The organism is Lentzea sp. NPDC042327 (assembly GCF_040647275.1).
Taxonomy (GTDB): Bacteria; Actinomycetota; Actinomycetes; order Mycobacteriales; family Pseudonocardiaceae; genus Lentzea.
Genome location: NZ_JBEZBX010000011.1, coordinates 35,465 through 58,089, shown reverse-complemented (window position 1 = coordinate 58,089; position 22,625 = coordinate 35,465). Strand labels below are relative to the sequence as shown.

General features: G+C 71.3%; 24 protein-coding genes. 9 read left to right on the top strand and 15 right to left on the bottom strand.

Annotated elements, in window-relative coordinates; translation table 11 throughout:
* Window positions 1–54: 54 nt before the first annotated feature.
* The 4 genes from gabT to AB0A63_RS26590 all read left to right on the top strand — a co-directional run bounded on the left by gabT (window position 55) and on the right by AB0A63_RS26590 (window position 4,653).
* Window positions 55–1,338, top strand: coding sequence for a 4-aminobutyrate--2-oxoglutarate transaminase (gene gabT / locus AB0A63_RS26605; protein ID WP_360396163.1), 1,284 nt, complete (start codon window positions 55–57; stop codon window positions 1,336–1,338).
* Window positions 1,335–2,645 carry an aldehyde dehydrogenase family protein gene (locus AB0A63_RS26600; protein ID WP_360396161.1) on the top strand — a complete coding sequence of 437 codons (1,311 nt, stop codon included), beginning with the start codon at window positions 1,335–1,337 and terminating at the stop codon, window positions 2,643–2,645. Before gabT ends, AB0A63_RS26600 begins: the two co-directional genes overlap by 4 nt.
* Window positions 2,646–2,668: 23 nt before the next feature.
* On the top strand, window positions 2,669–3,631 hold the full coding sequence (locus AB0A63_RS26595; RefSeq protein ID WP_360396160.1) for a LacI family DNA-binding transcriptional regulator: 963 nt from the start codon (window positions 2,669–2,671) through the stop codon (window positions 3,629–3,631).
* A 62-nt stretch (window positions 3,632–3,693) separates the two neighbouring features.
* Window positions 3,694–4,653, top strand: a complete 960-nt coding sequence (locus AB0A63_RS26590) for a zinc-binding dehydrogenase (RefSeq protein ID WP_360396158.1) — start codon at window positions 3,694–3,696, stop codon at window positions 4,651–4,653.
* Between the two features lie 7 nt (window positions 4,654–4,660).
* Here the strand turns inward: AB0A63_RS26590 and AB0A63_RS26585 are convergent, their stop codons facing one another.
* Window positions 4,661–5,131, bottom strand: coding sequence for a hypothetical protein (locus AB0A63_RS26585; RefSeq protein ID WP_360396157.1), 471 nt, complete (start codon window positions 5,129–5,131; stop codon window positions 4,661–4,663).
* Between the two features lie 112 nt (window positions 5,132–5,243).
* Between AB0A63_RS26585 and AB0A63_RS26580 the strand changes: the two genes are divergently transcribed.
* Both AB0A63_RS26580 and map read left to right on the top strand, forming a co-directional pair.
* Complete coding sequence (locus AB0A63_RS26580) at window positions 5,244–6,557, top strand: amino acid permease (RefSeq protein WP_360396155.1); 1,314 nt, start codon at window positions 5,244–5,246, stop codon at window positions 6,555–6,557.
* Window positions 6,558–6,605: 48 nt separating this feature from the next.
* A complete protein-coding gene (gene map / locus AB0A63_RS26575) occupies window positions 6,606–7,373 on the top strand; it encodes a type I methionyl aminopeptidase (RefSeq protein WP_360396153.1) in 768 nt (255 codons plus the stop codon).
* Between the two features lie 28 nt (window positions 7,374–7,401).
* Here map and AB0A63_RS26570 read toward each other — a convergent pair whose 3' ends face one another.
* From AB0A63_RS26570 to AB0A63_RS26560, 3 genes are all read right to left on the bottom strand, one after another.
* A complete protein-coding gene (locus AB0A63_RS26570) occupies window positions 7,402–7,656 on the bottom strand; it encodes a helix-turn-helix transcriptional regulator (protein ID WP_360396151.1) in 255 nt (84 codons plus the stop codon).
* Window positions 7,657–7,951: 295 nt separating this feature from the next.
* Entirely contained in the window at window positions 7,952–8,581 is a 630-nt protein-coding gene (locus AB0A63_RS26565) for a UdgX family uracil-DNA binding protein (protein WP_360396149.1), read from the bottom strand.
* Window positions 8,559–8,738, bottom strand: a complete 180-nt coding sequence (locus tag AB0A63_RS26560) for a CsbD family protein (RefSeq protein WP_360396148.1) — start codon at window positions 8,736–8,738, stop codon at window positions 8,559–8,561. Before AB0A63_RS26560 ends, AB0A63_RS26565 begins: the two co-directional genes overlap by 23 nt.
* 221 nt (window positions 8,739–8,959) lie before the next feature.
* On the opposite strand from AB0A63_RS26560, the gene AB0A63_RS26555 reads away from it, so the two are divergent.
* Window positions 8,960–9,304, top strand: a complete 345-nt coding sequence (locus tag AB0A63_RS26555) for an ANTAR domain-containing protein (RefSeq protein WP_360396146.1) — start codon at window positions 8,960–8,962, stop codon at window positions 9,302–9,304.
* Here the strand turns inward: AB0A63_RS26555 and treZ are convergent.
* The 6 genes from treZ to AB0A63_RS26525 all read right to left on the bottom strand — a co-directional run bounded on the left by treZ (window position 9,223) and on the right by AB0A63_RS26525 (window position 18,012).
* Window positions 9,223–10,896, bottom strand: a complete 1,674-nt coding sequence (gene treZ / locus AB0A63_RS26550; protein ID WP_360396145.1) for a malto-oligosyltrehalose trehalohydrolase — start codon at window positions 10,894–10,896, stop codon at window positions 9,223–9,225. The genes AB0A63_RS26555 and treZ overlap by 82 nt on opposite strands.
* The gene (treY, locus tag AB0A63_RS26545; protein ID WP_360396144.1) at window positions 10,893–12,986 is read right to left on the bottom strand and encodes a malto-oligosyltrehalose synthase; all 2,094 of its coding nucleotides are present in this window, start codon (window positions 12,984–12,986) and stop codon (window positions 10,893–10,895) included. Before treY ends, treZ begins: the two co-directional genes overlap by 4 nt.
* The gene (gene glgX, locus AB0A63_RS26540) at window positions 12,986–15,094 is read right to left on the bottom strand and encodes a glycogen debranching protein GlgX (RefSeq protein WP_360396142.1); all 2,109 of its coding nucleotides are present in this window, start codon (window positions 15,092–15,094) and stop codon (window positions 12,986–12,988) included. Before glgX ends, treY begins: the two co-directional genes overlap by 1 nt.
* Window positions 15,095–15,265: 171 nt before the next feature.
* The gene (locus tag AB0A63_RS26535) at window positions 15,266–15,568 is read right to left on the bottom strand and encodes a hypothetical protein (RefSeq protein ID WP_360396140.1); all 303 of its coding nucleotides are present in this window, start codon (window positions 15,566–15,568) and stop codon (window positions 15,266–15,268) included.
* Between the two features lie 87 nt (window positions 15,569–15,655).
* A complete protein-coding gene (locus AB0A63_RS26530) occupies window positions 15,656–17,482 on the bottom strand; it encodes a 4-alpha-glucanotransferase (RefSeq protein ID WP_360396139.1) in 1,827 nt (608 codons plus the stop codon).
* Window positions 17,483–17,586: 104 nt separating this feature from the next.
* On the bottom strand, window positions 17,587–18,012 hold the full coding sequence (locus AB0A63_RS26525) for a RidA family protein (protein ID WP_360396137.1): 426 nt from the start codon (window positions 18,010–18,012) through the stop codon (window positions 17,587–17,589).
* 62 nt (window positions 18,013–18,074) lie between these two features.
* On the opposite strand from AB0A63_RS26525, the gene AB0A63_RS26520 reads away from it, so the two are divergent.
* A complete protein-coding gene (locus AB0A63_RS26520) occupies window positions 18,075–18,449 on the top strand; it encodes a hypothetical protein (protein WP_360396135.1) in 375 nt (124 codons plus the stop codon).
* On the opposite strand, the gene AB0A63_RS26515 is transcribed toward AB0A63_RS26520, so the two are convergent.
* Window positions 18,442–19,353, bottom strand: coding sequence for a LacI family DNA-binding transcriptional regulator (locus AB0A63_RS26515; protein ID WP_360396484.1), 912 nt, complete (start codon window positions 19,351–19,353; stop codon window positions 18,442–18,444). The genes AB0A63_RS26520 and AB0A63_RS26515 overlap by 8 nt on opposite strands.
* A 32-nt stretch (window positions 19,354–19,385) precedes the next feature.
* Between AB0A63_RS26515 and AB0A63_RS26510 the strand changes: the two genes are divergently transcribed.
* Window positions 19,386–19,835 carry a peroxiredoxin gene (locus AB0A63_RS26510; RefSeq protein ID WP_360396134.1) on the top strand — a complete coding sequence of 150 codons (450 nt, stop codon included), beginning with the start codon at window positions 19,386–19,388 and terminating at the stop codon, window positions 19,833–19,835.
* On the opposite strand, the gene AB0A63_RS26505 is transcribed toward AB0A63_RS26510, so the two are convergent.
* From AB0A63_RS26505 to AB0A63_RS26490, 4 genes are read right to left on the bottom strand one after another with little or no spacing between them, the layout of a single operon-like run.
* Window positions 19,832–20,335, bottom strand: coding sequence for an MmpS family transport accessory protein (locus AB0A63_RS26505; RefSeq protein WP_360396132.1), 504 nt, complete (start codon window positions 20,333–20,335; stop codon window positions 19,832–19,834). The two genes, AB0A63_RS26510 and AB0A63_RS26505, sit on opposite strands and share 4 nt — an antisense overlap.
* A gap of 43 nt (window positions 20,336–20,378) precedes the next feature.
* On the bottom strand, window positions 20,379–20,948 hold the full coding sequence (locus AB0A63_RS26500) for a TetR/AcrR family transcriptional regulator (RefSeq protein ID WP_360396131.1): 570 nt from the start codon (window positions 20,946–20,948) through the stop codon (window positions 20,379–20,381).
* 2 nt (window positions 20,949–20,950) lie between these two features.
* A complete protein-coding gene (locus tag AB0A63_RS26495; protein WP_360396129.1) occupies window positions 20,951–21,904 on the bottom strand; it encodes an LLM class F420-dependent oxidoreductase in 954 nt (317 codons plus the stop codon).
* 51 nt (window positions 21,905–21,955) lie between these two features.
* On the bottom strand, window positions 21,956–22,612 hold the full coding sequence (locus AB0A63_RS26490) for a class I SAM-dependent methyltransferase (RefSeq protein WP_360396127.1): 657 nt from the start codon (window positions 22,610–22,612) through the stop codon (window positions 21,956–21,958).
* Between the last annotated feature and the right edge of the window lie 13 nt (window positions 22,613–22,625).

Here is a 22,625-nt window from a genome sequence, read left to right as displayed (position 1 = left end):
CTGATCGCCATTTCCGCCACTGCGCACCGCGCTGACCAGGACCATGCTGACCCCATGACCCGACTGCGCACCTCGCTGCCCGGCCCGAAGTCGCTGGAGCTCCAGGCACGGCGCACGAACGCCGTCGCCGCCGGGGTCGGCTCCGCGCTGCCCCTCCACATCGACTCCGCCGACGACGGCCTGCTCGTCGACGTCGACGGCAACCGGCTGATCGACCTCGGCTCCGGCATCGCCGTCACGAGCGTCGGCAACCCCGCGCCCGCGGTGGCCGAGGCCGTGCACGCGCAGATCGACCGGTTCAGCCACACCTGCTTCATGATCACCCCCTACGAGGGGTACGTGGCGGTGTGCGAGGAGCTCAACGCCCTGACCCCCGGCACGCACGAGAAGCGGTCGGTGCTGGTCAACTCGGGCGCGGAGGCCGTGGAGAACGCGGTCAAGATCGCCCGGCACGTCACCGGCCGGGCGGCGGTCGTCGTGTTCGACCACGGCTACCACGGGCGCACGAACCTCACGATGGCGCTGACGGCCAAGAACATGCCGTACAAGCACCGCTTCGGGCCGTTCGCGCCGGAGGTGTACCGGGTGCCCACGTCTTACCCGCTGCACGACGGCCTCACCGGTGCCGAGGCGGCTGAACGGGCGATCACCGCGATCGAGAAGCAGGTCGGCGGCGACAACACCGCGGCCGTCGTGGTCGAACCGGTCCAGGGCGAGGGCGGGTTCATCACACCCGCGCCCGGTTTCCTGCCCGCCGTCGCGCGGTGGTGCCGCGAACGCGGGGTGCTGTTCGTGGCCGACGAGATCCAGACCGGGTTCTGCCGCACCGGGGAGTGGTTCGCCTGCGACCACGAGGGCGTGGTGCCGGACCTGGTCACCACGGCCAAGGGCATCGCGGGCGGTCTCCCGCTGGCCGCCGTCACGGGACGCGCCGAGATCATGGACGCCGTGCACGTGGGCGGACTCGGCGGTACCTACGGCGGCAACCCGGTGGCGTGCGCTGCCGCGCTGGGCGCCATCCGCACGATGCGCGAGCGGGACCTCAACGCCGCCGCACGCCGCATCGAGGACACGGTGCTCCCCCGGCTCAAGGCGGTCGCGGAGAAGACCGGCACCATCGCCGAGGTCCGCGGCCGTGGCGCGATGCTCGCCATCGAGCTCACCGAACGCACGCCCGAAGTCGCCGCCCGCGTGGCGAAGGCGTGCCACGAACAGGGTGTCGTCGTGCTGACGTGCGGCACTTACGGCAACGTGATCCGTCTGCTGCCCCCGCTCGTCATCCCGGACGACCTGCTCGCCGAAGGCCTCGACGTTCTCGAAGGAGCTTTGCTCGCATGACCGACTTCCACACCCCAGAAGACGTCGAGAACGCGGTCGCGCAGGCGCACGCGGTCGCTCCCGAGCTGGCCGCCCTGCCGGCCCACCGCAGGGCCGCCGCGCTCGACCACGTGTCGACGCGGCTGGCCGAGCGCGCGGAGGAGTTCGCGCAGGCCATCACCGACGACTCCGGCAAGCCGCTCAGGTGGTCGCGGGTCGAGGTGACCCGCGCGGTCTCCACGTTCCGCTGGGCCGCCGAGGAGGCCCGCCGGTTCTCCGGCGAGCTGCAGCGCCTCGACACCGACCCGGCCGCAGAGGGACGGCTCGCGCTGGTGCGGCGGGTGCCGCGCGGGCCGGTGCTGGGCATCGCGCCGTTCAACTTCCCGCTGAACCTGGTGGCGCACAAGGTCGCGCCCGCGCTGGCCGTCGGCGCGCCGATCGTGCTGAAGCCGGCGCCCGCCACGCCGAAGGCCGCGTTCCTGCTCGGGGAGCTGCTGGCCGAGACGGACCTGCCCGGGGGTGCGTGGGCGGTGCTGCACCTGGCCAACGAGGACACCGCGCGGCTCGTCGAGGACCCGCGGCTGCCGGTCGTGTCGTTCACCGGCTCCAGCCCGGTCGGGTGGGGCATCAGGGACCGGGTGCCGCGCAAGCACGTCACGCTGGAGCTCGGCGGCAACGCGGCCGCGATCGTGGCGCCGGACTGGACCGACGTCGAGTTCGCCGCGCAGCGCATCGCCACGTTCGCCATGTACCAGGCCGGGCAGTCGTGCATCTCGGTGCAGCGCGTGTACGTGCACACCGACGTCTACGACGCGGTGGCGGACGCCGTTGTGGCGCAGGTGAAGAAGCTCGACGTCGCCGGCGACGTGGGTCCGTTGATCAACGACGCCGCCGCTGACCGGGTCGAGGCGTGGGTGGCCGAGGCGGGGGCCACGGTGCTGACCGGCGGCACCCGCGACGGCCGCACCTACGCGCCGACCGTGCTCACCGACGTGCCCGCGACCGCGAAGGTCAACGCCGAGGAGGTGTTCGGCCCGGTCGTCACGCTGACCCGCGTCGACAGCGTCGAGGAGGCCTTCGACCTGGTCAACGCGTCCCGGTACGGCCTGCAGGCCGGGGTGTTCACGACCGACGTGCGGCTCGCCTTCCGCGCGGCGCACCGGCTCCAGGTCGGTGGCGTGATCGTCGGCGACGTGCCGAGCTACCGGGCCGACCAGATGCCGTACGGCGGGGTGAAGGAGTCCGGTGTCGGGCGCGAGGGGCTGCGGGCGGCGATGGAGGACCTGACCGAGCCGCGCGTGCTGGTGCTGACGGGCCTCGAACTGTGAGCTGAGCCGGTCGCGGTGCTGCCATGATGGCTCGCGTGGCCGTCACGATCAGGGATGTCGCTCGCCAGGCGCAGGTCTCCGCGTCGACGGTCTCGCGCGCGCTCAGCGCACCCGGTCTGGTCAGCGAGGCCACCCGGCAGCGGGTGCTGGAGGTCGTGCGCGGGCTGGGCTACCAGCCCAACCGCGCCGCCCGCAGCCTGATCACCGGGCGCACCGGCAACCTCGGCATCGTGGTGCCCGACCTGGAGAACCCGTTCTTCCCCGCGGTGCTGCGCGGCGTGCAGACGCGGGCGGGCGAGGCGGGCACCTCGGTGTTCTTCTGCGACAGCAGGAAGGACGCGCTGGTCGAGGCCGAGCTGGTGCGGACGATGGCCGCGCAGGTCGACGGCCTGGTGCTGTGCGGGTCGCTGCTGTCCGACGAGCAGGTCGCCGAGCTGGCGGACGCCACACCGCTGGTGCTGCTCAACCGCGTCGTGCCCGGTGTGTCGTCGGTGCTGATGGACAGCGCCCTCGGCATGGACCAGGTCGTCGCGCACCTGGAGTCGCTGGGGCACGCGCACCACGTCTACCTCGGCGGTCCGGCCGGTTGGTCGAACCACCGGCGGGAGCAGGGCCTGCGGGGCCGTGCGGAGCTGCTCGGGTCGTTCGAGCCGAACTTCGCCGGCGGGCTGGTCGCGGCCGAACGGGCGCTGGCGACCGGTGCGACGGCGTTCATCGCCTACAACGACCTGGTCGCGCTCGGCGTGCTCAGCCACCTGGCGGCGCGCGGCGTGCGGGTGCCCGAGCAGGTGAGCGTGACCGGGTTCGACGACATCCTGTACGCGGCGATGTGCTCGCCCGCGCTCACGACCGTGACGATGCCGACCGAGGAGGGCGGTCAGGTCGCCGTCGACCTGCTGACGGACCTCCTCGGCGGTGGCGAGGCCCGGACGCGGGAGCTCCCGACGACGCTCGTGGCCCGCGCGAGCACCGGGCGAGCGCCTTGATCTCCAGCCAAGTGGAGCTCCTGGGGTCGGCGTCCTGACCGGTCGTCGAGGTGGGGGTTGTGATGCGGGCTGTTCGCGTGCACGGGTTCGGTGGTCCCGAGGTGCTCGTCGCGGAGGAGGTGCCGGACCCGGTCGCCGGGCCGGGACAGGTCGTGGTCGGGGTGGCGGCCGCGGACGTGATCTTCCTCGACACGCTGCTGCGGCGGGGCTGGGGCCACGAGTACTTCCCCACGCACCCGCCCTACGTGCCCGGTGGGGGCGGTGCGGGACACGTGCTGTCGGCAGGCGAGGGCGTGGACCCGGCGTGGGTCGGCCGGCACGTCGTCGCGCGCGGCCCCGCGGGGTACGCGGAGCAGGTCGTCGTGCCGGTCGGTGACGTCGTCGCGGTGCCGGATGGCCTGGGCTCGCCCGATGCGGCGGCGCTGCTGCACGACGGCGTCACGGCGCTGAACCTCCTGCGCCGCGTGGAGATCGGCGAGGGTGACTGGGTGCTGGTGGCCGCCGCGACGGGTGGCGCGGGCTCCCTGCTCGTGCAGCTGGCCCGTGCCGCCGGGGCCCTGGTCGTGGCGGCGGCCCGCGGTGACCGCAAGCTCGCCCTGGCGGAGGACCTGGGAGCGCACGTCACCGTCGACTACTCGGCCGAGGGCTGGCAGGATCGCGTGCTCGACGCGACCGACGGCGTGCAGGTGGCCTTCGACGGTGCGGGCGGGCCGCTCGGCCGGGCCGTGTTCGAGACCGTGGCCGCGGGTGGGCACTTCGTCACCTACGGCACGTCGGACGGCTTCGCGGACATCGACCCCGAGCTCGCGCGGCAACGGCAGGTGCACGTGGACAACCCGTTGGCAGACGGTCCACCCGCTCCGGCCACGGTGCACGAGCTGCTCACGGAAGCGCTCGCGCTCACGGCACGGGGCCGGCTCCGCCCGGTGATCGGCGCGACCTACCCGTTGACGCAGGCCGCGAAGGCGCACCGGGCGCTGGAGGAGCGCACGACGCTGGGCAAGTCGCTCCTGCTCGGCTGAGGCGGGGTCAGCGCAGCGCGGCGGTCTCCGTGACCGCCCGCAGCGCGGCCACCACGGCCGAGAACGGCGGCAGGAAAGGCCGGTCCACCGGCGTCTCCCCCAGCCAGCCGACACCGCCGCGGTCGATCCGCGACGGCGGCAGCGGCACGAGCGTGCCCAGCCGGTGCGTCAGCGCGCCGCGGGCCCGCAGGCGGATCAGGTTCACCTGCGACGCCTCGTCGGCGGACTCGGTGAGCAGGAGCCACCGCCCGGGAGCCCCCGGCAGCGCCACCACCGGTCCGCCGAGCATCCGCAGGGCGAGGTAGTGCCGCACCTCCTCGCCGATCGCGGAACCGAGCTCGACGGCGGAGACCTGGTGGTCCGTGGTCAGCAGCAGCCTGTTCTCGGAGCGCAGCACGAGCCAGCCCCAGTCCGAGTAGCGCTGCTGGGCCGCGGAGAACGTGTCGGGGTGCGGTAGTACTCCCTTAGGCGAGCTCATGGATCTCACCCTCACTTGATCGAGGTGTAACGCCGATCACACGATTTGACTCCCCGCCGCCATGAACTCACTATCGGGCCGCCATCGGCACACTCGAACGGGGCTGGAGAGCGTGACTCACCTGCGTGAACGCCACCTGACCATGATCGCACTGGGCGGCGTGATCGGCGCCGGTCTCTTCGTCGGGACAGGGGCGGGAATCGCGATCGCCGGACCGGCGGTCCTCATCTCGTTCGGGCTCGCCGGGCTGCTCGCGCTGCTCGTGATGCGCATGCTCGGGGAGATGGCGGCCGAACACCCCAGCGGGGGCGCGTTCTCGGTGCACGCGGAGAAGGCGATCGGGCCGTGGGCCGGGTTCACCGTCGGCTGGGGCTACTGGTCGGCGGTCGTCGTGGTGCTCGCGGTCGAGGCGACCGGGGCGGCGAAGATCGCGTCCGGGTGGCTGCCCGGCGTGCCGCAGTGGGCCTGGGTGCTGGTGTTCATGTCGGTGCTGACGGCGGTGAACCTGGCGAACGTGCGGAACTTCGGCGAGTTCGAGTTCTGGTTCGCGGGCCTCAAGGTCGCCGCGATCGTGCTGTTCCTGCTGCTCGGTGGTGCCGCGGTCCTCGGTCTGCTGCCCGGTGTGGACTCCCCCGGCGTGAGCAACCTGCGCGACTTCCTCCCGCACGGCTGGGGCGGCGTGGTCGCCGGGCTGATGGCGGTCGTGTTCGCGTTCGGCGGACTGGAGGTCGTCACGATCGCCGCCGCCGACGCCGAGGACCCCAAGCGCGCCATCGGCAAGGCGGTGCGCACGTCGGTCACCCGGCTGCTGGTGTTCTACCTCGGCTCGATGGCCGTCGTCGTGACCCTGTTGCCGTGGAACGACTCCGAGGTCGGCGCGAGCCCGTACGTGGCGGTGCTCACCAGGATCGGCATCCCGGGCGCGGCGCAGATCATGAACGTCGTCATCTTCGTGGCGCTGCTGAGCGCCATCAACGCCACCCTGTACGGCGCGGCCCGGATGCTGTCCTCGCTCGCCGACCGCGGCGAGGCGCCGAAGTCGTTGCTGCGGCGCAGGAACGGCGTGCCGCGCAACGCCGTGCTGGCGTCGGTGGCGTTCGGCTTCGTGTCGGTGGGGCTCAACTACCTGTGGCCGGACACGGTGTTCCTGCTGCTGCTCAACGCCGTCGGCTCGGCCCTGCTGGTCGTGTGGGGCTTCATCGCCGTGTCGCAGCTGCGGATGCGCCGCGGCATCGCCGACCCGGTCGTGCCGATGTGGGGCTACCCGTACCTGTCGTGGCTCGCGCTGGCGGCGATCGTGGGGATCGTCGGGCTGATGCTGGCCGACTCCCAGGCCCGCGGCCAGATCCTGTCGACCGGCGTGCTGTTCGCGGTCATCGCGGCCGTCGGCGTGGCCAGGTCGGCACGGCGGAGCACCGCCGGCTGAACCGCTTGCGGCACAGGCCCTGCTTGCCCGGTTCGGTATAGTTATACCGTGATCGAACTGAAGTCCGCCGCCGAGCTGGACGTCATGCGCGAAGCGGGTCGCGTCGTCGCACGGGCCCTCGCCGCGTGCCGTGCCCACGCCGCACCGGGGGTCACCCTGCGCGAGCTCGACGAGGTGGCCAGGGAGGTGATCTTCGGGGCCGGTGCGACGTCGCCGTTCCTCGACTACCACCCGCGGTGGTCGCCCAGCCCGTTCCCCGGTGTCATCTGCGCGTCGGTGAACGACGCCGTCGTGCACGGCATCCCGGGGCCGCAGGTGCTCGGTGACGGCGACTTGGTCAGCATCGACTGCGGCGCCGTGGTCGACGGGCTGTGCGGTGACGCCGCCACCAGCTTCGTGATCGGCACCGCCACCGACGCCGACCTCGCGCTCATCGACTGCACCGAACGCGCCCTGCGGGCCGGGATCGACACCGCCCGGCCGGGCGCGCGGATCGGTGACATCTCGCACGCCATCGGTTCCGTGGCCCGTGCCGGCGGCTACGGCCTGCTCCGGCACCACGGCGGTCACGGCATCGGCCGCGCGATGCACGAGGAACCGTTCGTCCCCAACGAGGGCAAGCCCGGCGAGGGCCTGAAGCTCGTGCCCGGCGTCGTGCTGGCCCTCGAACCGATGCTGCACGCCGGCGGCCGTGACGGCTACAGCAGCGACGACGACGGCTGGACCCTGCGCACCGACGACGGCTCACGCGCCGCCCACGTCGAACACACCGTGGCCATCACCGTCGACGGCCCCACAATCCTGACCCTGCCCTGACTCCCTCTTGCCTGAACAGCAGAGGGGGTCAGGCTGACTTTTGAGGGGTCAGGAGTTCGTTGAGCGCGTCCAGGGAGATGCCCAGCGCGCCGGCTAGCGCCGCGATCGTGAAGAAGGACGGTGTGGGGGCGCGACCGGTCTCGATCTTGCGCACCGTCTCGGCGGACAGACCGGCCCTGGCGGCGATCTCGACCATGCTCTCCTGGCCGCGCGCGTCGCGCAGCAACTGCCCGAGCCGCCTGCCCCGCTCCCGCTGCAGCGAACTCAAGGGGATGCGCACCATGCCCGCGGATTCTACGCGAACTCCGCCCTCCGGTCGGCGTGAGAAAAGTCCGTTGCACGGGCGGCCGACCAACGCATAGGTTCGAAGTACACAAGAGAGGAGGTGGTCCAAAGTTGTATAGCTATCGGACTCGTGAGGTGGCTGTCCGCTAGGACCAGCCCTCGGTGACGCCTGGCGAAACCCAGGCAGCCACCCGACCCCCGGACTTCGAGCGCTGGTCCCGCTCGGCCCGCTCACGCGGGAGTCGTCCGGGGGTTGTCCCATTTCCGGGGAACCGCACCGAGACGACCGAACCTCAGAGCGCCTTCTTCAGCACCGTGAGATCGGCGACGAACGCGTCATAGGACTCGGTGAAGTCCTCGGCCCTCAGTACGGCCGACGGGTGCACGGTCACGCCGACCCGCAGCCCGTCGTGCTCCACCACCCGGCCCCGGTTCTCGGTGAGCTTGAACGACGGCCCCAGCAACGCCTTCGCCGCCACGGCACCCAGGCACACCACCAGGTCGGGCTTCACCACCCGCAGCTCCTCGCGCAGCCACGGGAAGCACGCGACGACCTCGGAACGCCGTGGCTGCTGGTGAATCCTGCGCTTGCCGCGCGCGGTGAACCTGAAGTGCTTCACCGCGTTCGTGAGGTAGACGTCGGGCCGGGCGATGCCCGCGGCCGCCAACGCCTTGTCCAGCAACCGGCCCGCCGGGCCGACGAACACGTGGCCCTCGACGTCCTCGCGGTCGCCGGGCTGCTCCCCCACCATCATCAGCCGGGCTTTCACCGGCCCCTCGCCGAACACCGTCTGGGTGGCGTCGCGGTACAGCTCGCACCCGCGGCAGCCGGCGGCAGCAGAACGCAACGCCGCCCAGCTCTTCCCCTCGGGGACGAACTGGGCGGCGGACGCGGTGTCCTTACTTGGTCGACCGGAAGGCATCCTTGACCTTCTCGCCGGCCTGCTTCAGAGCGCCCTTGGCTTGCTCCGCGCGGCCCTCGGCCTGCCACTGCTCGTTGTCCGTGGCGTCGCCGACCGCGGCCTTGGCGCGGCCCTTGAGCTCCTCGGCCTTGTTCTCGAACTTCTCGTCGGCACCCATGGATCAGGCTCCTCCACTAGCGGTCAGCTACGCCGACCGGTTACCCGGCGAGCAGCGATCCAAACAGTTGATAAGGTGATCACTCGCGGTTGAGAACCCAGCCGCAAGCCGATGAGACGGCTTGCTCTGGGTGTGCCCGCCCTTCGCAAGATGAGCTACCTGGAGCGTCGTCGTCCCACCGGCATGCCGCTGTGACCATGACGACGTGAAAGGAGCCGGCGGTGTCGTCCGCGAGAATCACCGCCCTCGAGGCCGAGGTGGCAGGGTTGCGCAAGGCCCTGGCGTCACGGACCGTCATCGGGCAGGCCACGGGCCTGATCGCCGCACGCAAACCCTGCACACCCCAGCAGGCGTTCCAGCTGCTGGTGCAGATATCACAGCACCACAACATCAAGCTGCACGTCGCGGCCGACCGCCTGGTCGCCGCGTTCGTGCACGCCCACCTCGGCCGGCCGGTGAACCCGGCCGACCAGGTGTTGTGGGATCACGTCAACGCGACCACGGCGAACGAGTCCGGAGGAAGCGACGACGGGTTCGCCGAGGAGGTCAGCAGCACATCCCCGTGAGGCAGCGGGACGGGGGTCGTGCCCAGGTTGACCACCACGCGGGTCTGCCCGCGGTGCAGCACGAAGCACTCCCCGTCCTGCTCCACCACGAACCGGTCGAGTCGCGGATCGGCCAGCTCGGGGCGGGAGCGCCGCAACGCGATCAGCGCGCGATAGGTCTCGTACACCTTCGCGTGCTCCCCCTCACCGACCTCGTCCCACCTCAGCCGCGAGTTCTCCACGGTCTGCGGCGACATGGGGTCCGGTACGTCTGATTCGCCCCACCCGTGGCGGGAGAACTCCCTGCGCCGCCCGGTCCTGACCGCCTCGGCGAGCTGCGGGTCCGGGAAGGACGCGAAGAACTGCCACGGCGTGGAGGCCGCCCACTCCTCCCCCATGAAGATCATGGGCGTGTAGGGCGAGCACAGCACGATCGCCGCCGCGCACAACAACTTCCCGGTGGGCACGGATGCGGGCAACCGGTCACCGGCCGCCCGGTTGCCGACCTGGTCGTGGTTCTGGGTGTAGGCCAGGAACCGGTGGCCGGGGATCAACGCCGTGTCGACCGGCTTGCCGTGGTGCTTCTCCCGGAACGACGACCAGGTGCCGGCGTGGAAGAAGACACCCTCCAGCGTGTTCTTCAGCGCTCCCGGTGCCGCGAAGTCCGCGTAGTACCCGAACGTCTCACCCGTCAGGGCGACGTGCAGGCAGTGGTGCAGGTCGTCCGACCACTGCGCGTGCAGGCCCGTTCCCCCGCCCTCCCGCGCGGTCACCAGTCTCGCGTCGTTCAGGTCGGACTCGGCGATCAGCGTCAACGGCCGCCCGACCGCCGCCGACAACGCGTCCACCTCGACCGCGAGCTCCTCCAGCAGGTGCACCGCGCTCCGGTCGGCCAGTGCGTGCACCGCGTCGAGCCGCAGCCCGTCCACGTGGAAGTCGCGCAGCCACTGCAGGGCGTTGTCGAGCACGTACCGGCGCACCTCGTCGGAGCCGGCGCCGTCGAGGTTGAGGCCGGGACCCCAGTCGTTGCTGCCCGCGAAGTACGGGCCGAACCGGTCGAGGTAGGCCCCCGACGGACCGAGGTGGTTGTAGACGACGTCGAGCAGCACGGCCAGGCCGCGGGCGTGGCAGGCGTCGACGAACCGCTTGAAGCCGTCCGGCCCGCCGTAGGGCTCGTGCACCGCGCCCCACAGCACGCCGTCGTAGCCCCAGCCCTCGACGCCGTCGAAGCTGTTGACCGGCATGACCTCGACGAACGTGATGCCCAGGTCCACCAGGTGGTCGAGCTTCCCGATCGCCGCGTCGAACGTGCCCTCGGGCGTGAACGTGCCGATGTGCAGCTCGTAGATCACCCCGCCGGGCAGCGCGCGGCCGGTCCAGCCGCCGTCCTGCCACTCGTAGGTGTGCTCGTAGACGCGGGACGCCTCGTGCACGCCGTTCGGCTGCCACAGCGACCGCGGGTCCGGCAGCGCCTGGCCGTCGACCACGAACGCGTAGTCGGTGCCGCTCACGTCGCAGTGCCACCAGTCGCCGTCGCGCTTCATCCCGTGGTCGACGCCGTCGACCCGGACGTGCACGGACTCGGGCTTCGGTGCCCACACGGAAAAGCTCACGATTCCCCTCGCACGAGCAGAGCCACCGGGTAGCGGTCGAGCAGCGCGGCCAGGTCCTCGGTCGCCGGCCGCCCGGTGAGCACGTCCGTCCACTCCGGACCGGGCAGCGGCAGCGCGGTGCCCTGCCAGCCCTTGCGCGCCAGCCCGACCGGGAGCCGGGTCGCGACGGTGATGACGTGCTCGCGCTGGAACGCGAGCACGTGCTCGGCGGCGGGTCCCTCCGCGCGCAGCGGGCGGTAGCCGTGGAAACCGCGGGCCTTGGCCTGCAACGCCCGGTGCACCACCAGCAGCTTCGCGGCGCCGGTCTCGTCGACCTCCGGCACCCAGCCGTCCTCGATGCGGGCCAGCAGCTCCCTGCGCAGCTCGTAGTCGACCGGCCTGCGGTTGTCCGGGTCGACCAGCGAGTAGTCCCACAGCTCGGTGCCCTGGTAGATGTCCGGCACGCCGGGCGCGGTGAGCTGGACCAGCTTCTGGCCCAGCGAGTTCGACCAGCCCGGCACCGTGAGCCGCTCGGCGAACGCGGCGACCTCGGGCAGCCCGAGCACCTTCGCGGGCCACGCGGCCACCTCGGCGTCGAACTCGGCGTCGCGGTCGACCCACGAGGTCTTGACCTTCGCCTCGCGCGAGGCCTTCTCCAGGTACTGCGCGAGCCGGTCCTCGGTGATCGGCCACGCGCCGAGCAGCGACTGCCAGGCCAGCCGGTTGAGCGACGGCTCGGACAGCCCGTGCCGCGCGGTCATGGTCTCCTCGAACGCCAGGTACTCGTCCGGGATCTCGGCCAGCACGGCGAGCCGGGCCCGCACGTCCTCCGACCGCTTGGTGTCGTGGGTGGTCAGCGTCGTCATCGACCGCGGCCAGCTGGCCTCGCGGGCGGCGGCGCGCTGGTGGAACTCCTCCACCGGCATGCCGAACCGGTCTGGTGAGCCACCGACCTCGTTGAGGGCCACGAAGTTCGTGTACCGGTAGAACGCGGTGTCCTCGGTGCCCTTGGCGACGACCATGCCGGAGGTCTGCTGGATGCGGGTGGCCAGCTCGCCGTGCGGGTCGGCGCGGACCTGCTCGTCCAGCGCCTCGACCGCGGGCGAGGACGACAGCCGCACCGCGGTGTCCCAGTGCTCCAGGCCCTCCGGCAGGTAGGACCGGTACACCGGGAAGTTGACCATCACCTCGGCGACGGCCGCGCACGCGTCCTCGAACGGCACGTCCTTCACCAGCCGCGCGATCCGGCGCACCTCGGCGACCAGGATCGAGTCGGCGACCTGGCGGCGTGACGCGTGCTCGACCTCGTGGAAGGTCGGCTGCCCGTCACGGGGTTCGAACGCGTCCGTCGGCGCGATGAACACGCCGCAGATCTCGCGCAGCGCGTCGTAGCCCGTGGTGCCGTCGACCGGCCAGCTCTGCGGCAGCGTCTCGTCCGGCCCGAGGATCTTCTCGACGACGATCCAGCCGTCGAACTTCGCGCGCAGCGCCCGGAAGTAGCCGCCGGGGTCGGCGAGGCCGTCCGGGTGGTCGATCCGCAGCCCCTCCGCGCCCCACCGCAGCACCTCGTAGTGGGTCATGTCGAACACGTCCGGGTCCTCGACCCGGATCGCGGCCAGCTCGGTGATGTCGAAGAACCGGCGGTAGTTGAGCTCCTGGTTGCCGCGCCGCCAGTTCACCTTGACGAAGTGGTCGTGCTCCTCGTCCTCGGCGTCCTCGGCCAGCACCGGCAGCAGCACCCGCCCCGAGGACCAGTCGATGTCGAAGTACTTGGCGTACTCCGACTCCTGGCCCTTCTCCAGAACGTCTTCCCACCACGGGTTCGGCACGGCCATGTGGTTCGGCACGATGTCGACGTACAGGCCGATGCCGAGTTCGGTCAGCTTGTCCTGCAACGCTTCGCGCGCCTGCTTGCCGCCGAACTCCTCCCGCGTGCGGGTCGGGTCGGTGACGTCGTAGCCGTGCGTGGAGCCTTCGCGCGCCTCCAGCAGCGGTGACGCGTAGAGCCCGTGCACGCCGAGGCGGTGCAGGTAGTCCGCGATGTTCCCGGCGTCGGCGAAGGTGAAGCCGGGGGTGAACTGGATGCGGTAGGTGGAGTACGGGGCGCCCATCAGGCGGTCCTCTCCAGCACGACCAGCGAGCGCGCGGTCAGCGCGAGGCTGCCCGCCGCCGCGATCGGCTTCTTGCCGGCACCGCCGACCTGGCCGGTCGCGGTGTCGACCACGACCGTCCACTCGGTACCGTAAGAGCTGTCGGGCAATGTCACCTGGATGTCCTCGTGGTGTGCGTTGAACGCCATCAGGAACGAGTCGTCGACCACGCGCATGCCGCGCGAGTCGAGGTCCGGCATGCCTTCGCCGTTGAGGAAGACGACGATGCACTTGCCGAAGTCGTCCTCCCAGTTCTGCTCGGTCATCTCCTCACCGGAGGGGGTGAACCACGCGATGTCGCGCAGCTCGTCGCCCTTGCGGATCGGCCGGCCCGCGAAGAACCGCTTGCGCCGGAACACGGGGTGGGCCTTGCGGAACGCGGTCAGCGCCGAGGTGAAGTCGACCAGCTCGGCGTGCCGCTCCAGCAGCGACCAGTCGACCCAGGAGACCTCGTTGTCCTGGCAGTAGGCGTTGTTGTTGCCGTTCTGCGTGCGGCCGAACTCGTCGCCGTGCAGGATCATCGGCACGCCCTGCGACAGGATCAGGGTGGCGATGAGGTTGCGCCGCTGGCGGGCCCGCAGGTCCACGACCTCCTCGTCGTCGGTCGGTCCCTCGACGCCGCAGTTCCACGAGCGGTTGTGGCTCTCGCCGTCGTTGTTGTCCTCGCCGTTGGCCTCGTTGTGCTTCTCGTTGTACGACACCAGGTCGTTGAGCGTGAAGCCGTCGTGGGCGGTGACGAAGTTGATCGACGCGTAAGGCCGGCGGCCGTCGTCCTGGTACAGGTCCGACGACCCGGTGATGCGCGAGGCGAACTCGCCCAGCGTCGCCGGCTCACCGCGCCAGAAGTCCCGGACGGTGTCGCGGAACTTGCCGTTCCACTCCGTCCACAGCGGCGGGAAGTTGCCCACCTGGTACCCACCGGGACCGACGTCCCACGGCTCGGCGATCAGCTTGACCTGCGACACCACCGGGTCCTGCTGCACGACCTCGAAGAACGTCGCCAGCCGGTCCACGTCGTAGAACTCCCGCGCCAGCGTCGCCGCCAGGTCGAACCGGAAGCCATCGACGTGCATCTCGGTCACCCAGTACCGCAGCGAGTCCATGATCAGCTGCAACGTGTGCGGCGTCCGCACGTTCAGGGAGTTACCGGTGCCCGTGTAGTCCATGTAGAACTTGGGCTCGTCGTCCATCACCCGGTAGTAGGCCAGGTTGTCGATGCCCTTCATGGACAGCGTCGGCCCGAGGTGGTTGCCCTCGGCGGTGTGGTTGTAGACCACGTCGAGGATGACCTCGATGCCCGCCTGGTGCAGGGCGCGGACCATGCCCTTGAACTCCTGCACCTGGTTCAGCGGCATGGCCGCGTAGCCGTCGTGCGGCGCGAAGAACCCGATCGTGTTGTAGCCCCAGTAGTTGCTGAGCCTGCGCTCCTGCAACGTGTGGTCGCTGATGAACTGGTGCACGGGCATCAGCTCGACCGCCGTCACGCCCAGCTTGATCAGGTGGTCGATCATCACCGGGTGCGCGAGTCCCGCGTAGGTGCCGCGCAGTCGCGGCGGGATCTCCGGGTGGTCGATCGTGAGGCCGCGGACGTGCGCCTCGTAGATGACGCTCTCGTTGTACGGCGTCCTGGGCGAGCGGTCGTTCGTCCAGTCGAAGAACGGGTTGACCACCACGGACTTCGACACGAACGGCGCCGAGTCCGCGTCGTTGCGCTCCTCGGGCGCGCCGAACTTGTAGCCGTAGAGCGCTTCATCCCACGCGAGGCCGTTGGAGATGGCCTTCGCGTACGGGTCGATGAGCAGCTTGTTGGGGTTGCAGCGAAGGCCCCGCTCCGGGTCGTACGGCCCGTGCACGCGGTACCCGTACCGCTGGCCGGGGCCGACGCCGAGCAGGTAGCCGTGGTGCACGAAACCGTCCACCTCGGGCAACCGGACGCGTGTCTCTGTGCCGTCGTCGTCGAAGAGGCAGAGCTCCACGTACTCGGCAACTTCGGAGAACAGGGCGAAATTCGTTCCTACGCCGTCATAACCAGCGCCTAGCGGATACGGCCTGCCGGGCCAGGGTCGCACGATGCTCCTCACGCGGTAGCGATACCCACACGACCCTATCCGTCTAACCGAGATGCGGCATTCCGCGCGGGTGGCGTTGCGCGGAGGCGCGGGTCAGCTCCCGCGGCCGTGCCGGGGTCCGGTCCACCGTGCGGGCAGCACGGGGTGCACCAACCCCGGCGCGTCGAGCGGTCACGCCCTTGCGTGCGCCAGCACCAGCTGCCCACGTGCGGCCATGAGCAACGTGCGGGCTTCCTGGATCTCGCAGTACTTCAGGTGTTCGACCGCCGCCTCCGCGCACGCCAGCGCGTGGGTGAGGGCCTCGTTGTCCGGTGCGGGACCGGCGTCCCGCAGCGCGTCGCGCAGCGATTCCTCCGCACGCCGTGCCCCGGCCAGCGGGTCGCCGAGCGTGGTCGGCCGCACGGCGGCGAGGACCTGCTCGACAGCCAGTTCCAGCACGTCGGTCGGTGTCCGCGTGCTCACGGCTGAGCTCATCTGGTACGCCACCTCCAAAAGATCCGGGCTTCGTCGTCCGCCGTCGGGTGACGGCCCAACAGTACTCCGCAGGTCGGCGACCTGCCGTTAAGCGGGTGTTTCCGGTGTGCGTTGACGCAGGGGGCGGGTGATGTCCCTGACCAGTGGGAAGAACTCGTCCAGCGGCACGGGGAGGGGGATCCGCCAGTTCGGGTGCTCGTCGACCGTGCCCGGCACGTTGGGCTGCCGGGTGTCCCCCAGCGCGTCCTGCGGTGAGGTCAGCACCAGCGCGCAGGGCGCGTGGGCCAGCAGCTCGTGGGCACCGGCGACGCGGTCGCCGGGGTCGATGCCCTCCGCGCGCATCAGCTCGTCGAAGTCGGGACCGTCCTCACCGGCGAAGAACGTCGCGGCGGTCGGCAGGTCGTGGGTGGAGATGCTGGCCATCGCCTTCGGGTTCCACTGCGCGGGCGGGACCAGCGGGTGGCCCTCCGCGTAGTAGTCGCGCTGGAAGTAGAGGACGGCGCTGGTGAGCATGCCGTTCTCCTGCAGCGTCTTCGTGACGACCGGCTCGACCGTGCCGAGGTCCTCGCCGACGACCACGGCACCCGCGCGGTAGGCCTCCAGCGCGAGCACGCCGAGCATCGCGTCCGCGTCGTAGTGGACGTACGTGCCGCGCGACGGCGGTTCGCCCGGCGGGATCCACCACAGCCGCCACAGGCCGGCGACGTGGTCGATGCGGATGCCGTCGGCGTGCCGCAGCACGCTGCGCAGCACCTGGCGGAACGGCCGGTAGCCGGTCTCGGCGAGCTTGTCGGGGCGCCACGGCGGCAGTCCCCAGTCCTGGCCGTCGGCGCTGAACGCGTCCGGTGGCGCACCGACCTTGACGTCGATGGCGAACGCGTCCGGGTCGGCGAAGGTGTCGGCGCCGCCGGGGTGCACGCCCACCGGGAGGTCGTGGATGACGCCGACGGCCATGCCGGCCTCGTGCGCGGCGAGCCGGACGTCCTGCAGCTGGCGGGTGCACAGGTGCTGGACCCAGGCGTGGAACGCGACCCGTTCGGCCGGTGGTTCCGCGCGGTCGGCCGGCCACGTGCGCCAGTCGCTGCCGTGGACCTCGGCGAGCGCGCAGTAGGTCGCGAACCGCTCCAGGTCGGCGTCCATCTCGATCTCGCCGCCGGGGAAGAGCAGCTCCAGCGCCTGCCGCTTCGCGTCCCACACGGCGTCGTAGTCGATCAGGTCCTCGTTGGCGGGGCGCAGGTCGCGGATGAGCTGCCGGGTCCGCGGGCAGGCCTGCAGGAACTCGGCGGTGTCGGTGATGCGCAGGTACAGCGGGTTCGCGAACCGGCGGCTCGTCGGCGAGTACGGCGAGCGCTCGACCGGGTGCGTCAGGCTGGGCGCCTGCACCGGGTTGACCAGCACGACGCCCGCGTCGAGCTCCTGGCTGCTGCGCCGGGCGACGGTCGCGAGGTCGGCGAAGTCGCCCATCCCCCACGACTCCTGCGAACGCGCGGCGTACAGCTGGAGCATCCAGCCCCAGGTGTGCGGCACGTCCGGCAACGTCCTGGGCGCCACGGCCAGGGTGACGGTCTGCGTCGCGGTGCGGATCGTGTGCCACCCGAGCGGCAACGAGTCCGGCAGATGCCGCTCGACGCCGACCGTCCCGCCGTCCTCCAGCTCGACGGTCGCGGGCCCGCGCAGGTCGTACGTCTCCTGCTCGCGGATCACGATCGTCGGCGGCAGCGCCTGCTCCGCCCGCCTGCGTTCGACCAGAGCCAGCTCGCGCTCGACGGAGTCCGGAGTGGACGCGTCCACGCCGAACTGCGCGAGGACAGCGACGACGACGTCCGTCTCGACGGTCACCTGCTGCTGATCGGAGTTCTCGTACCTCGTGGCGACGCCCCAAGCGTCCGCCAGCCGCGCCACCAACTCCTCCACAGGTACAAGCTATGTCACAGGTGCGCGTCCATTGCCAGAGCAAATGGACCCTGGTCACCCGAAGGGTGCACACCGGTCGGGCACCACCCATACGCCTGTTTTCGTCAAACATCCGATCGCTGATCGGGAATGGCGACCACGGCCTCGACCTCGACGAGAAATTCCGGCCCGAACAACGCCGCGACCTGGACGAGCGTGCTCGCCGGGTTGTGCACGTCTCCCAGCACCGGCCGCAGCATTTCGTCACGCACGTCCCGGACCGTCTGCACTTCCGACGCGTCGAGCACGTACCACGTGAACTTCACGACATCCGACCAGTCGGCGCCAAACCTCGAAATGACGTGATGAAGATTGCTCAGCGCCTGCCTGGTCTGCGCCGCCAGGTCGTCCACCCCGACCACACGTCCCGTCTCGTCCACCGCGACCTGACCGGAGACGAACAGGAGCCTCCCGCTCACCGCCACCGCGTGGGCGTAGCCGGGGGTGTCCGGCAGGGCGGGCAGCCGGGTCAGGCGCTCTTCGGCGGGCATGGCGCCACAGTACTTCCGCGGATGCGCCCCGCGGGGTCGCGCGGCGGCGGTACCGTCGGCCCATGGGGGCGTTGCGGATCGGCGTCAGGGTCGTGCTCGGTGTCGTGGCGCTCGTCGTCGTGGCGGTGCTGTGGACGGTGTTCTCCTGGGGTCTCGCGAGCACCCTCGCCGACCGCGAGGTCGACCGGATCACGGCGGCACTCCGGACGGCGGCGGCCGACGGCGAGCTGACCCCGGACGAGATCCGCTCGGCGGGCGGCTCCAGCTCGATGCGCTCCGGCGACGGCACCGTGTACGTGACCGCGGACAGCGGCGAGCCGCCGTGGTGGTCGCCGATCGACTGGCACCTCGTGCGGTACGCGGACTGCACGGTGCGCGGCAGCGCGGTCGAGGTCAGCCGCAGCACGCTCGGCGGCACGTACGGCGGGATCAGCTGACCGGGCCGCTGGAGTTGCGCACCACCAGCCGCGCCGAGTGCTCCACCGGTTCGATCTCGCCGCCCCTGATCAGCGTGAACAGGTCCGCGACGGCCCGCTCGCCCTGTTCCTTCGCGGCCCCCTCGACCGCGGTCAGGCCGACGACGCGGGTGAGCTCCTGGCCGTCGAGCGACACGATCGACAGCTCGTCCGGCACGGCCCGCCCGTCGCGCTGCATGCGCAGGAAGATCCCGACGGCCGCGGCACCGCTGGAGCTGATCACGGCGGTGGGCAGGCGCTCGCCGTCCAGGAGCACGTCGACCACCTGCTCGCCGCCGTCGACCGTGGGCGAGCACCAGACCGTCCACTCGGGACGCACGGTGAGCCCGGCGGCCACCAGGATCTCGTCGTAGGACTCGTCCACGCCGTCGGCGAGCACCAGCGCCACGTCCTCGTGGCCGAGCAGCTTCAGGTGCTCGACGGCGGTCTGCAGCGCGTGCCGCAGGTCGGTGTCGTCGACGGTCAGGTGCGGGACCTCCAGCGCCGTGAGCGCGGCCCGTTCCGCCTCGGCCAGCGCCATCGACAGCAGCAGCACCCCGTCGACCCGGCGGCCCAGCGGCATTTCGTCGAAGAACTTCGCGCGCGCCTCCCGCGTGCCCAGCACGTACAGCAGCACGTCGTACCCGGCCGCCCGCAGCGCGCCCTCCGCTCCGGCGAGCACCGGACTGACCTCGGCGGTCACGACCGCGATCGCGTAACGCCGGCCACCGGCCAATGAGGAGGCATCACGCGCAATGGCGTACTTCATCCGCCGCGCGACCTCGCTGACGTGTTGCCTCGTCGCCTCCGACACACCCGGTTCGCCGCGCAGCGCGCGCGATACGGTCGCAGCGGACACCCCTGCGGCCTTGGCCACGTCGGACATGCTGGTCACGGCCCCGAGCGTATTGGAGATCCATGAAGCCCGGCGACCTCGCCCCCGACTTCACCCTGCCCGACCAGGACGGAGTCGCCCGCACGCTGTCCGAACTGCTCGGCGACGGCCCGGTCGTGCTGTTCTTCTACCCCGCCGCGATGACCACCGGCTGCACCGCGCAGAGCTGTCACTTCCGCGACCTGGCCGCCGAGTTCGCCGAGGCCGGGGCCCAGCGCGTGGGCATCTCCACCGACGACGTGGCCAAGCAGAAGCAGTTCGCGGAGCTCAACGGCTTCGACTACCCGCTGCTGTCCGATGTCGAGGGTGAGGTCGCCGAGCAGTTCGGCGTGAAGCGCCGGTTCGGGCCGCTGCCGGTCAAGCGGCACACGTTCGTCATCGGCACCGACCGCAGGGTCATGGAGGTCGTGAAGAGCGAGTTCTCGATGAACGCGCACGCGGACAAGGCGCTGGCCGCGCTGCGCGCGCGTTAGCTGTCGGTGATCGTCAGCACGCCGTAGGGCCCGGAGGCCTTGCCCTCCCGGACGGTGGTGCCGTCGATCGTGTACCGGCCGTGCACCTCGGCCCCGTCGGCACCGGCCACGACGACGAGCATCACCGACTTCGAGAGCTCGTCGGCGGGCACCTCGACGGTGCGGGTCCACGGCAGCCGGACACCGGTCTCGTTCTGCACGGACGCCCCGACGGTGGTGGCGACGGTGAACGCCGTGCCGGTGCCGGTCACCTCGAACACGACCACGCGCTTGCCGGGTGCGGGCGGCGGTTCCTGACCGGTCGGTTCCGCGACCGCCACCTCGCCGCTCGTCATCCCGCCGGCCGCCTCCCGCACCGCGTCGACGACCTTGCCGCCGTGGAGCACTCCGCCCACGGCCAGCACCGCGACCACGAGCAGCAGGACCCACGGCCACCGCGGTGACGGCGGGACCTCGTGCATCGGCGGTGCGACGCCGTACTCCGGTGGCTGCTTCGACATCGGTGCCTCCCCAGCAGAGAGGTCGATCTCCCGCGGCTCCCCGTTACCGCAGCCCGGCCAGCACGAAGTCCGCGATCTCCCCCGCCAGGGCGGCCGGTGACTTCGGCCCGTCCGGCCGGTACCACGTGGGCAGCTGGTTCACGACGCCGAACGCGATCCGCGCGACGGTCTCCGCCGGCACCGTCGAGCTGAACTCGCCCGAGGCCTGGCCCTTCTCGACCACCGCGAGGAACGTCTCGTGGTAGCGGCGGCGCTCGGCGCGGAAGTCGGTCATCCGCTCCTCGCCGAGCCGCGGCATCTCCCGGACGAACACGGCGGTCTCGTCGGCCCGTTCCGCGGTGGAGACCACCAGCGACGTCAGGATCTCCCGCACCGTCTCGGCCGCGGGCAGGCCCGCGGCGATGATCCGGTCCATGTCCGCGGACTGGGCGGTGATGAGCAGCCGGTAGATCTCGAAGAGCAGGTCGTCCTTGGAGCGGAAGTAGTGGTACAGCGCGCCCTTGGTGACCTCGGCGGCCGCCACGATCTCCTGCACCGAGGTCGCGTCGTAGCCCTGCGACGCGAACAGGCGGACGGCCGCGTCGATGATCCGCTGCTCGGTGGTGCCCGGCACCGCTACCCCTTGGGTGCCAGCGCGCGCACCTGCTCGACCTGGTCGCCACCGGTCGGGAGCAGGGCGATGATCGGGGTGTCCACGCCGGCGGCCTGGTACTCGGCGACGCGCTCGCGGCAGCGGTCGGCGGAACCGTGCACGACCAGGGCGTCGACCACGGAGTCGGGGATCGACCTCGCGGCGGCCTTGCGGTCGCCCGCGGCCCACGCCTCGTGCATCGGGCGCAGCTCCTCGCCGCGGCCCAGCCAGTCGTGGAACGCCGCGTAGGCGGGCACGGTCAGGTAGGTGCTGATCAGCATGCGGCCCAGCGCGCGTGCGGCGTCGGCGTCCTCGGTCGGGCAGACGAAGATCCGGGCGGCCAGCTCGGAGTCCGCGCCCAGCTCGGACCGGACCTGTGCGACGTCGGTTGCGGCGAGCCAGTTCGTGATGGCGCCGTCGGCCTCACGACCGGCCAGGCGCAGCATGTTCGGGCGCAGCGCCGCGAGCATGATCGGCACCCGCTCGGCCGGCGGGCGTTCCAGCTTGAAGCCCTTGACGGAGAACGTGTCGTAGTCGGCGCTGACCTTCTCCCCCGCCAGCGCGGACTTCAGGAACCGCAGGGTGTCGCGGGTGCGCTTGAACGGCTCCTCGAACGGGATCGCGTTCCAGCGCTGCACGATCGCGGGCGAGGACGAGCCGATGCCCAGCACGAACCGACCGCCGGTCACCTCGGCCAGCGTCGCCGCCGTCATCGCGAGCGTCGCGGGACCGCGGGTGTAGACGGGGGCGATCGCGGGGCCGAAGCGCAGCGACGACGACCACTGGGCGGCCAGCGCGAGCGGCGTGAAGGCGTCCGTCCCGGTCGTCTCGGCCGACCACACGTCGGTGTAGCCGAGGTCGGCCAGCTCGCTGACCAGCGCCCGGTGGTCGAGCACCGGCACGCCGATCAGCGGCAGCGTGATTCCCCAACGAGCCATGAGCGCCTCCCAAGTCCACTTGGGCGACACCCTACCGACCGGTCGGTATGCCTACAACTTCCGCGCGAGCGTCAGGCCGTCGGCGATGGGCACGAGCACCGACTCCACCCGCGGGTCGGCCAGCACGAACCGGTTGAACGCGTCGATCGCCGCCGCGTTGCCCTCGGGCTGCTCGTCGGCGGCGCCGCCGTAGTAGAGGGTGTTGTCCGCGAGCAGCAGTCCGCCCTGCCGCACACGCGGCACCAGCAGGTCCCAGTAGTGCGCGTACCCGACCTTGTCCGCGTCGATGAACACCAGGTCGATCGTGGGCTCCTCGGGCAGCTCCGCGAGCGTCTGCCCGGCGGGGCCCAGCCGCAGCTCGATGCGGTCCCGCACGCCGGCGGCCTGCCACGCCTCCTCGGCGATGCGGGTCCACTCCGGCGAGACGTCACAGGTGATGACCTTGCCCGACGGTGGGAGCGCCTGCGCGAACGCGAGCGTGGAGTACCCGGTGTAGGTGCCGACCTCGACCACGGTCTGCGCGCCGGTGAGCTTGACCAGCAGGGAGAACAGGACCGCCTGCTCGTGCGGTACCTGCATCTCCGCCGAGTCGCCGAGCTCCAGCGTCCGCGCGATCAGCTTCTCCTGCACCGCACTGGGCTGGCCTGCCTGCTCGCGCACGTAGCGGTAGATCTGCGGGGTCATGACCACGGCCTTGAAGTCGTTCACGCGCGGCCTTCTC

What these genes read in the sequence shown, in the direction of transcription:
- gabT (WP_360396163.1), top strand. Translation starts at nt 55, where the DNA reads ATGACCCGACTGCGCACCTCGCTGCCCGGCCCGAAGTCGCTGGAGCTC.
- AB0A63_RS26600 (WP_360396161.1), top strand. Translation starts at nt 1,335, where the DNA reads ATGACCGACTTCCACACCCCAGAAGACGTCGAGAACGCGGTCGCGCAG.
- AB0A63_RS26595 (WP_360396160.1), top strand. Translation starts at nt 2,669, where the DNA reads ATGATGGCTCGCGTGGCCGTCACGATCAGGGATGTCGCTCGCCAGGCG.
- AB0A63_RS26590 (WP_360396158.1), top strand. Translation starts at nt 3,694, where the DNA reads ATGCGGGCTGTTCGCGTGCACGGGTTCGGTGGTCCCGAGGTGCTCGTC.
- AB0A63_RS26585 (WP_360396157.1), bottom strand. Translation starts at nt 5,131, where the DNA reads ATGAGCTCGCCTAAGGGAGTACTACCGCACCCCGACACGTTCTCCGCG.
- AB0A63_RS26570 (WP_360396151.1), bottom strand. Translation starts at nt 7,656, where the DNA reads ATGGTGCGCATCCCCTTGAGTTCGCTGCAGCGGGAGCGGGGCAGGCGG.
- AB0A63_RS26565 (WP_360396149.1), bottom strand. Translation starts at nt 8,581, where the DNA reads ATGCCTTCCGGTCGACCAAGTAAGGACACCGCGTCCGCCGCCCAGTTC.
- AB0A63_RS26560 (WP_360396148.1), bottom strand. Translation starts at nt 8,738, where the DNA reads ATGGGTGCCGACGAGAAGTTCGAGAACAAGGCCGAGGAGCTCAAGGGC.
- treY (WP_360396144.1), bottom strand. Translation starts at nt 12,986, where the DNA reads ATGGGCGCCCCGTACTCCACCTACCGCATCCAGTTCACCCCCGGCTTC.
- AB0A63_RS26535 (WP_360396140.1), bottom strand. Translation starts at nt 15,568, where the DNA reads ATGAGCTCAGCCGTGAGCACGCGGACACCGACCGACGTGCTGGAACTG.
- AB0A63_RS26525 (WP_360396137.1), bottom strand. Translation starts at nt 18,012, where the DNA reads ATGCCCGCCGAAGAGCGCCTGACCCGGCTGCCCGCCCTGCCGGACACC.
- AB0A63_RS26520 (WP_360396135.1), top strand. Translation starts at nt 18,075, where the DNA reads ATGGGGGCGTTGCGGATCGGCGTCAGGGTCGTGCTCGGTGTCGTGGCG.
- AB0A63_RS26515 (WP_360396484.1), bottom strand. Translation starts at nt 19,353, where the DNA reads ATGTCCGACGTGGCCAAGGCCGCAGGGGTGTCCGCTGCGACCGTATCG.
- AB0A63_RS26510 (WP_360396134.1), top strand. Translation starts at nt 19,386, where the DNA reads ATGAAGCCCGGCGACCTCGCCCCCGACTTCACCCTGCCCGACCAGGAC.
- AB0A63_RS26505 (WP_360396132.1), bottom strand. Translation starts at nt 20,335, where the DNA reads ATGTCGAAGCAGCCACCGGAGTACGGCGTCGCACCGCCGATGCACGAG.
- AB0A63_RS26495 (WP_360396129.1), bottom strand. Translation starts at nt 21,904, where the DNA reads ATGGCTCGTTGGGGAATCACGCTGCCGCTGATCGGCGTGCCGGTGCTC.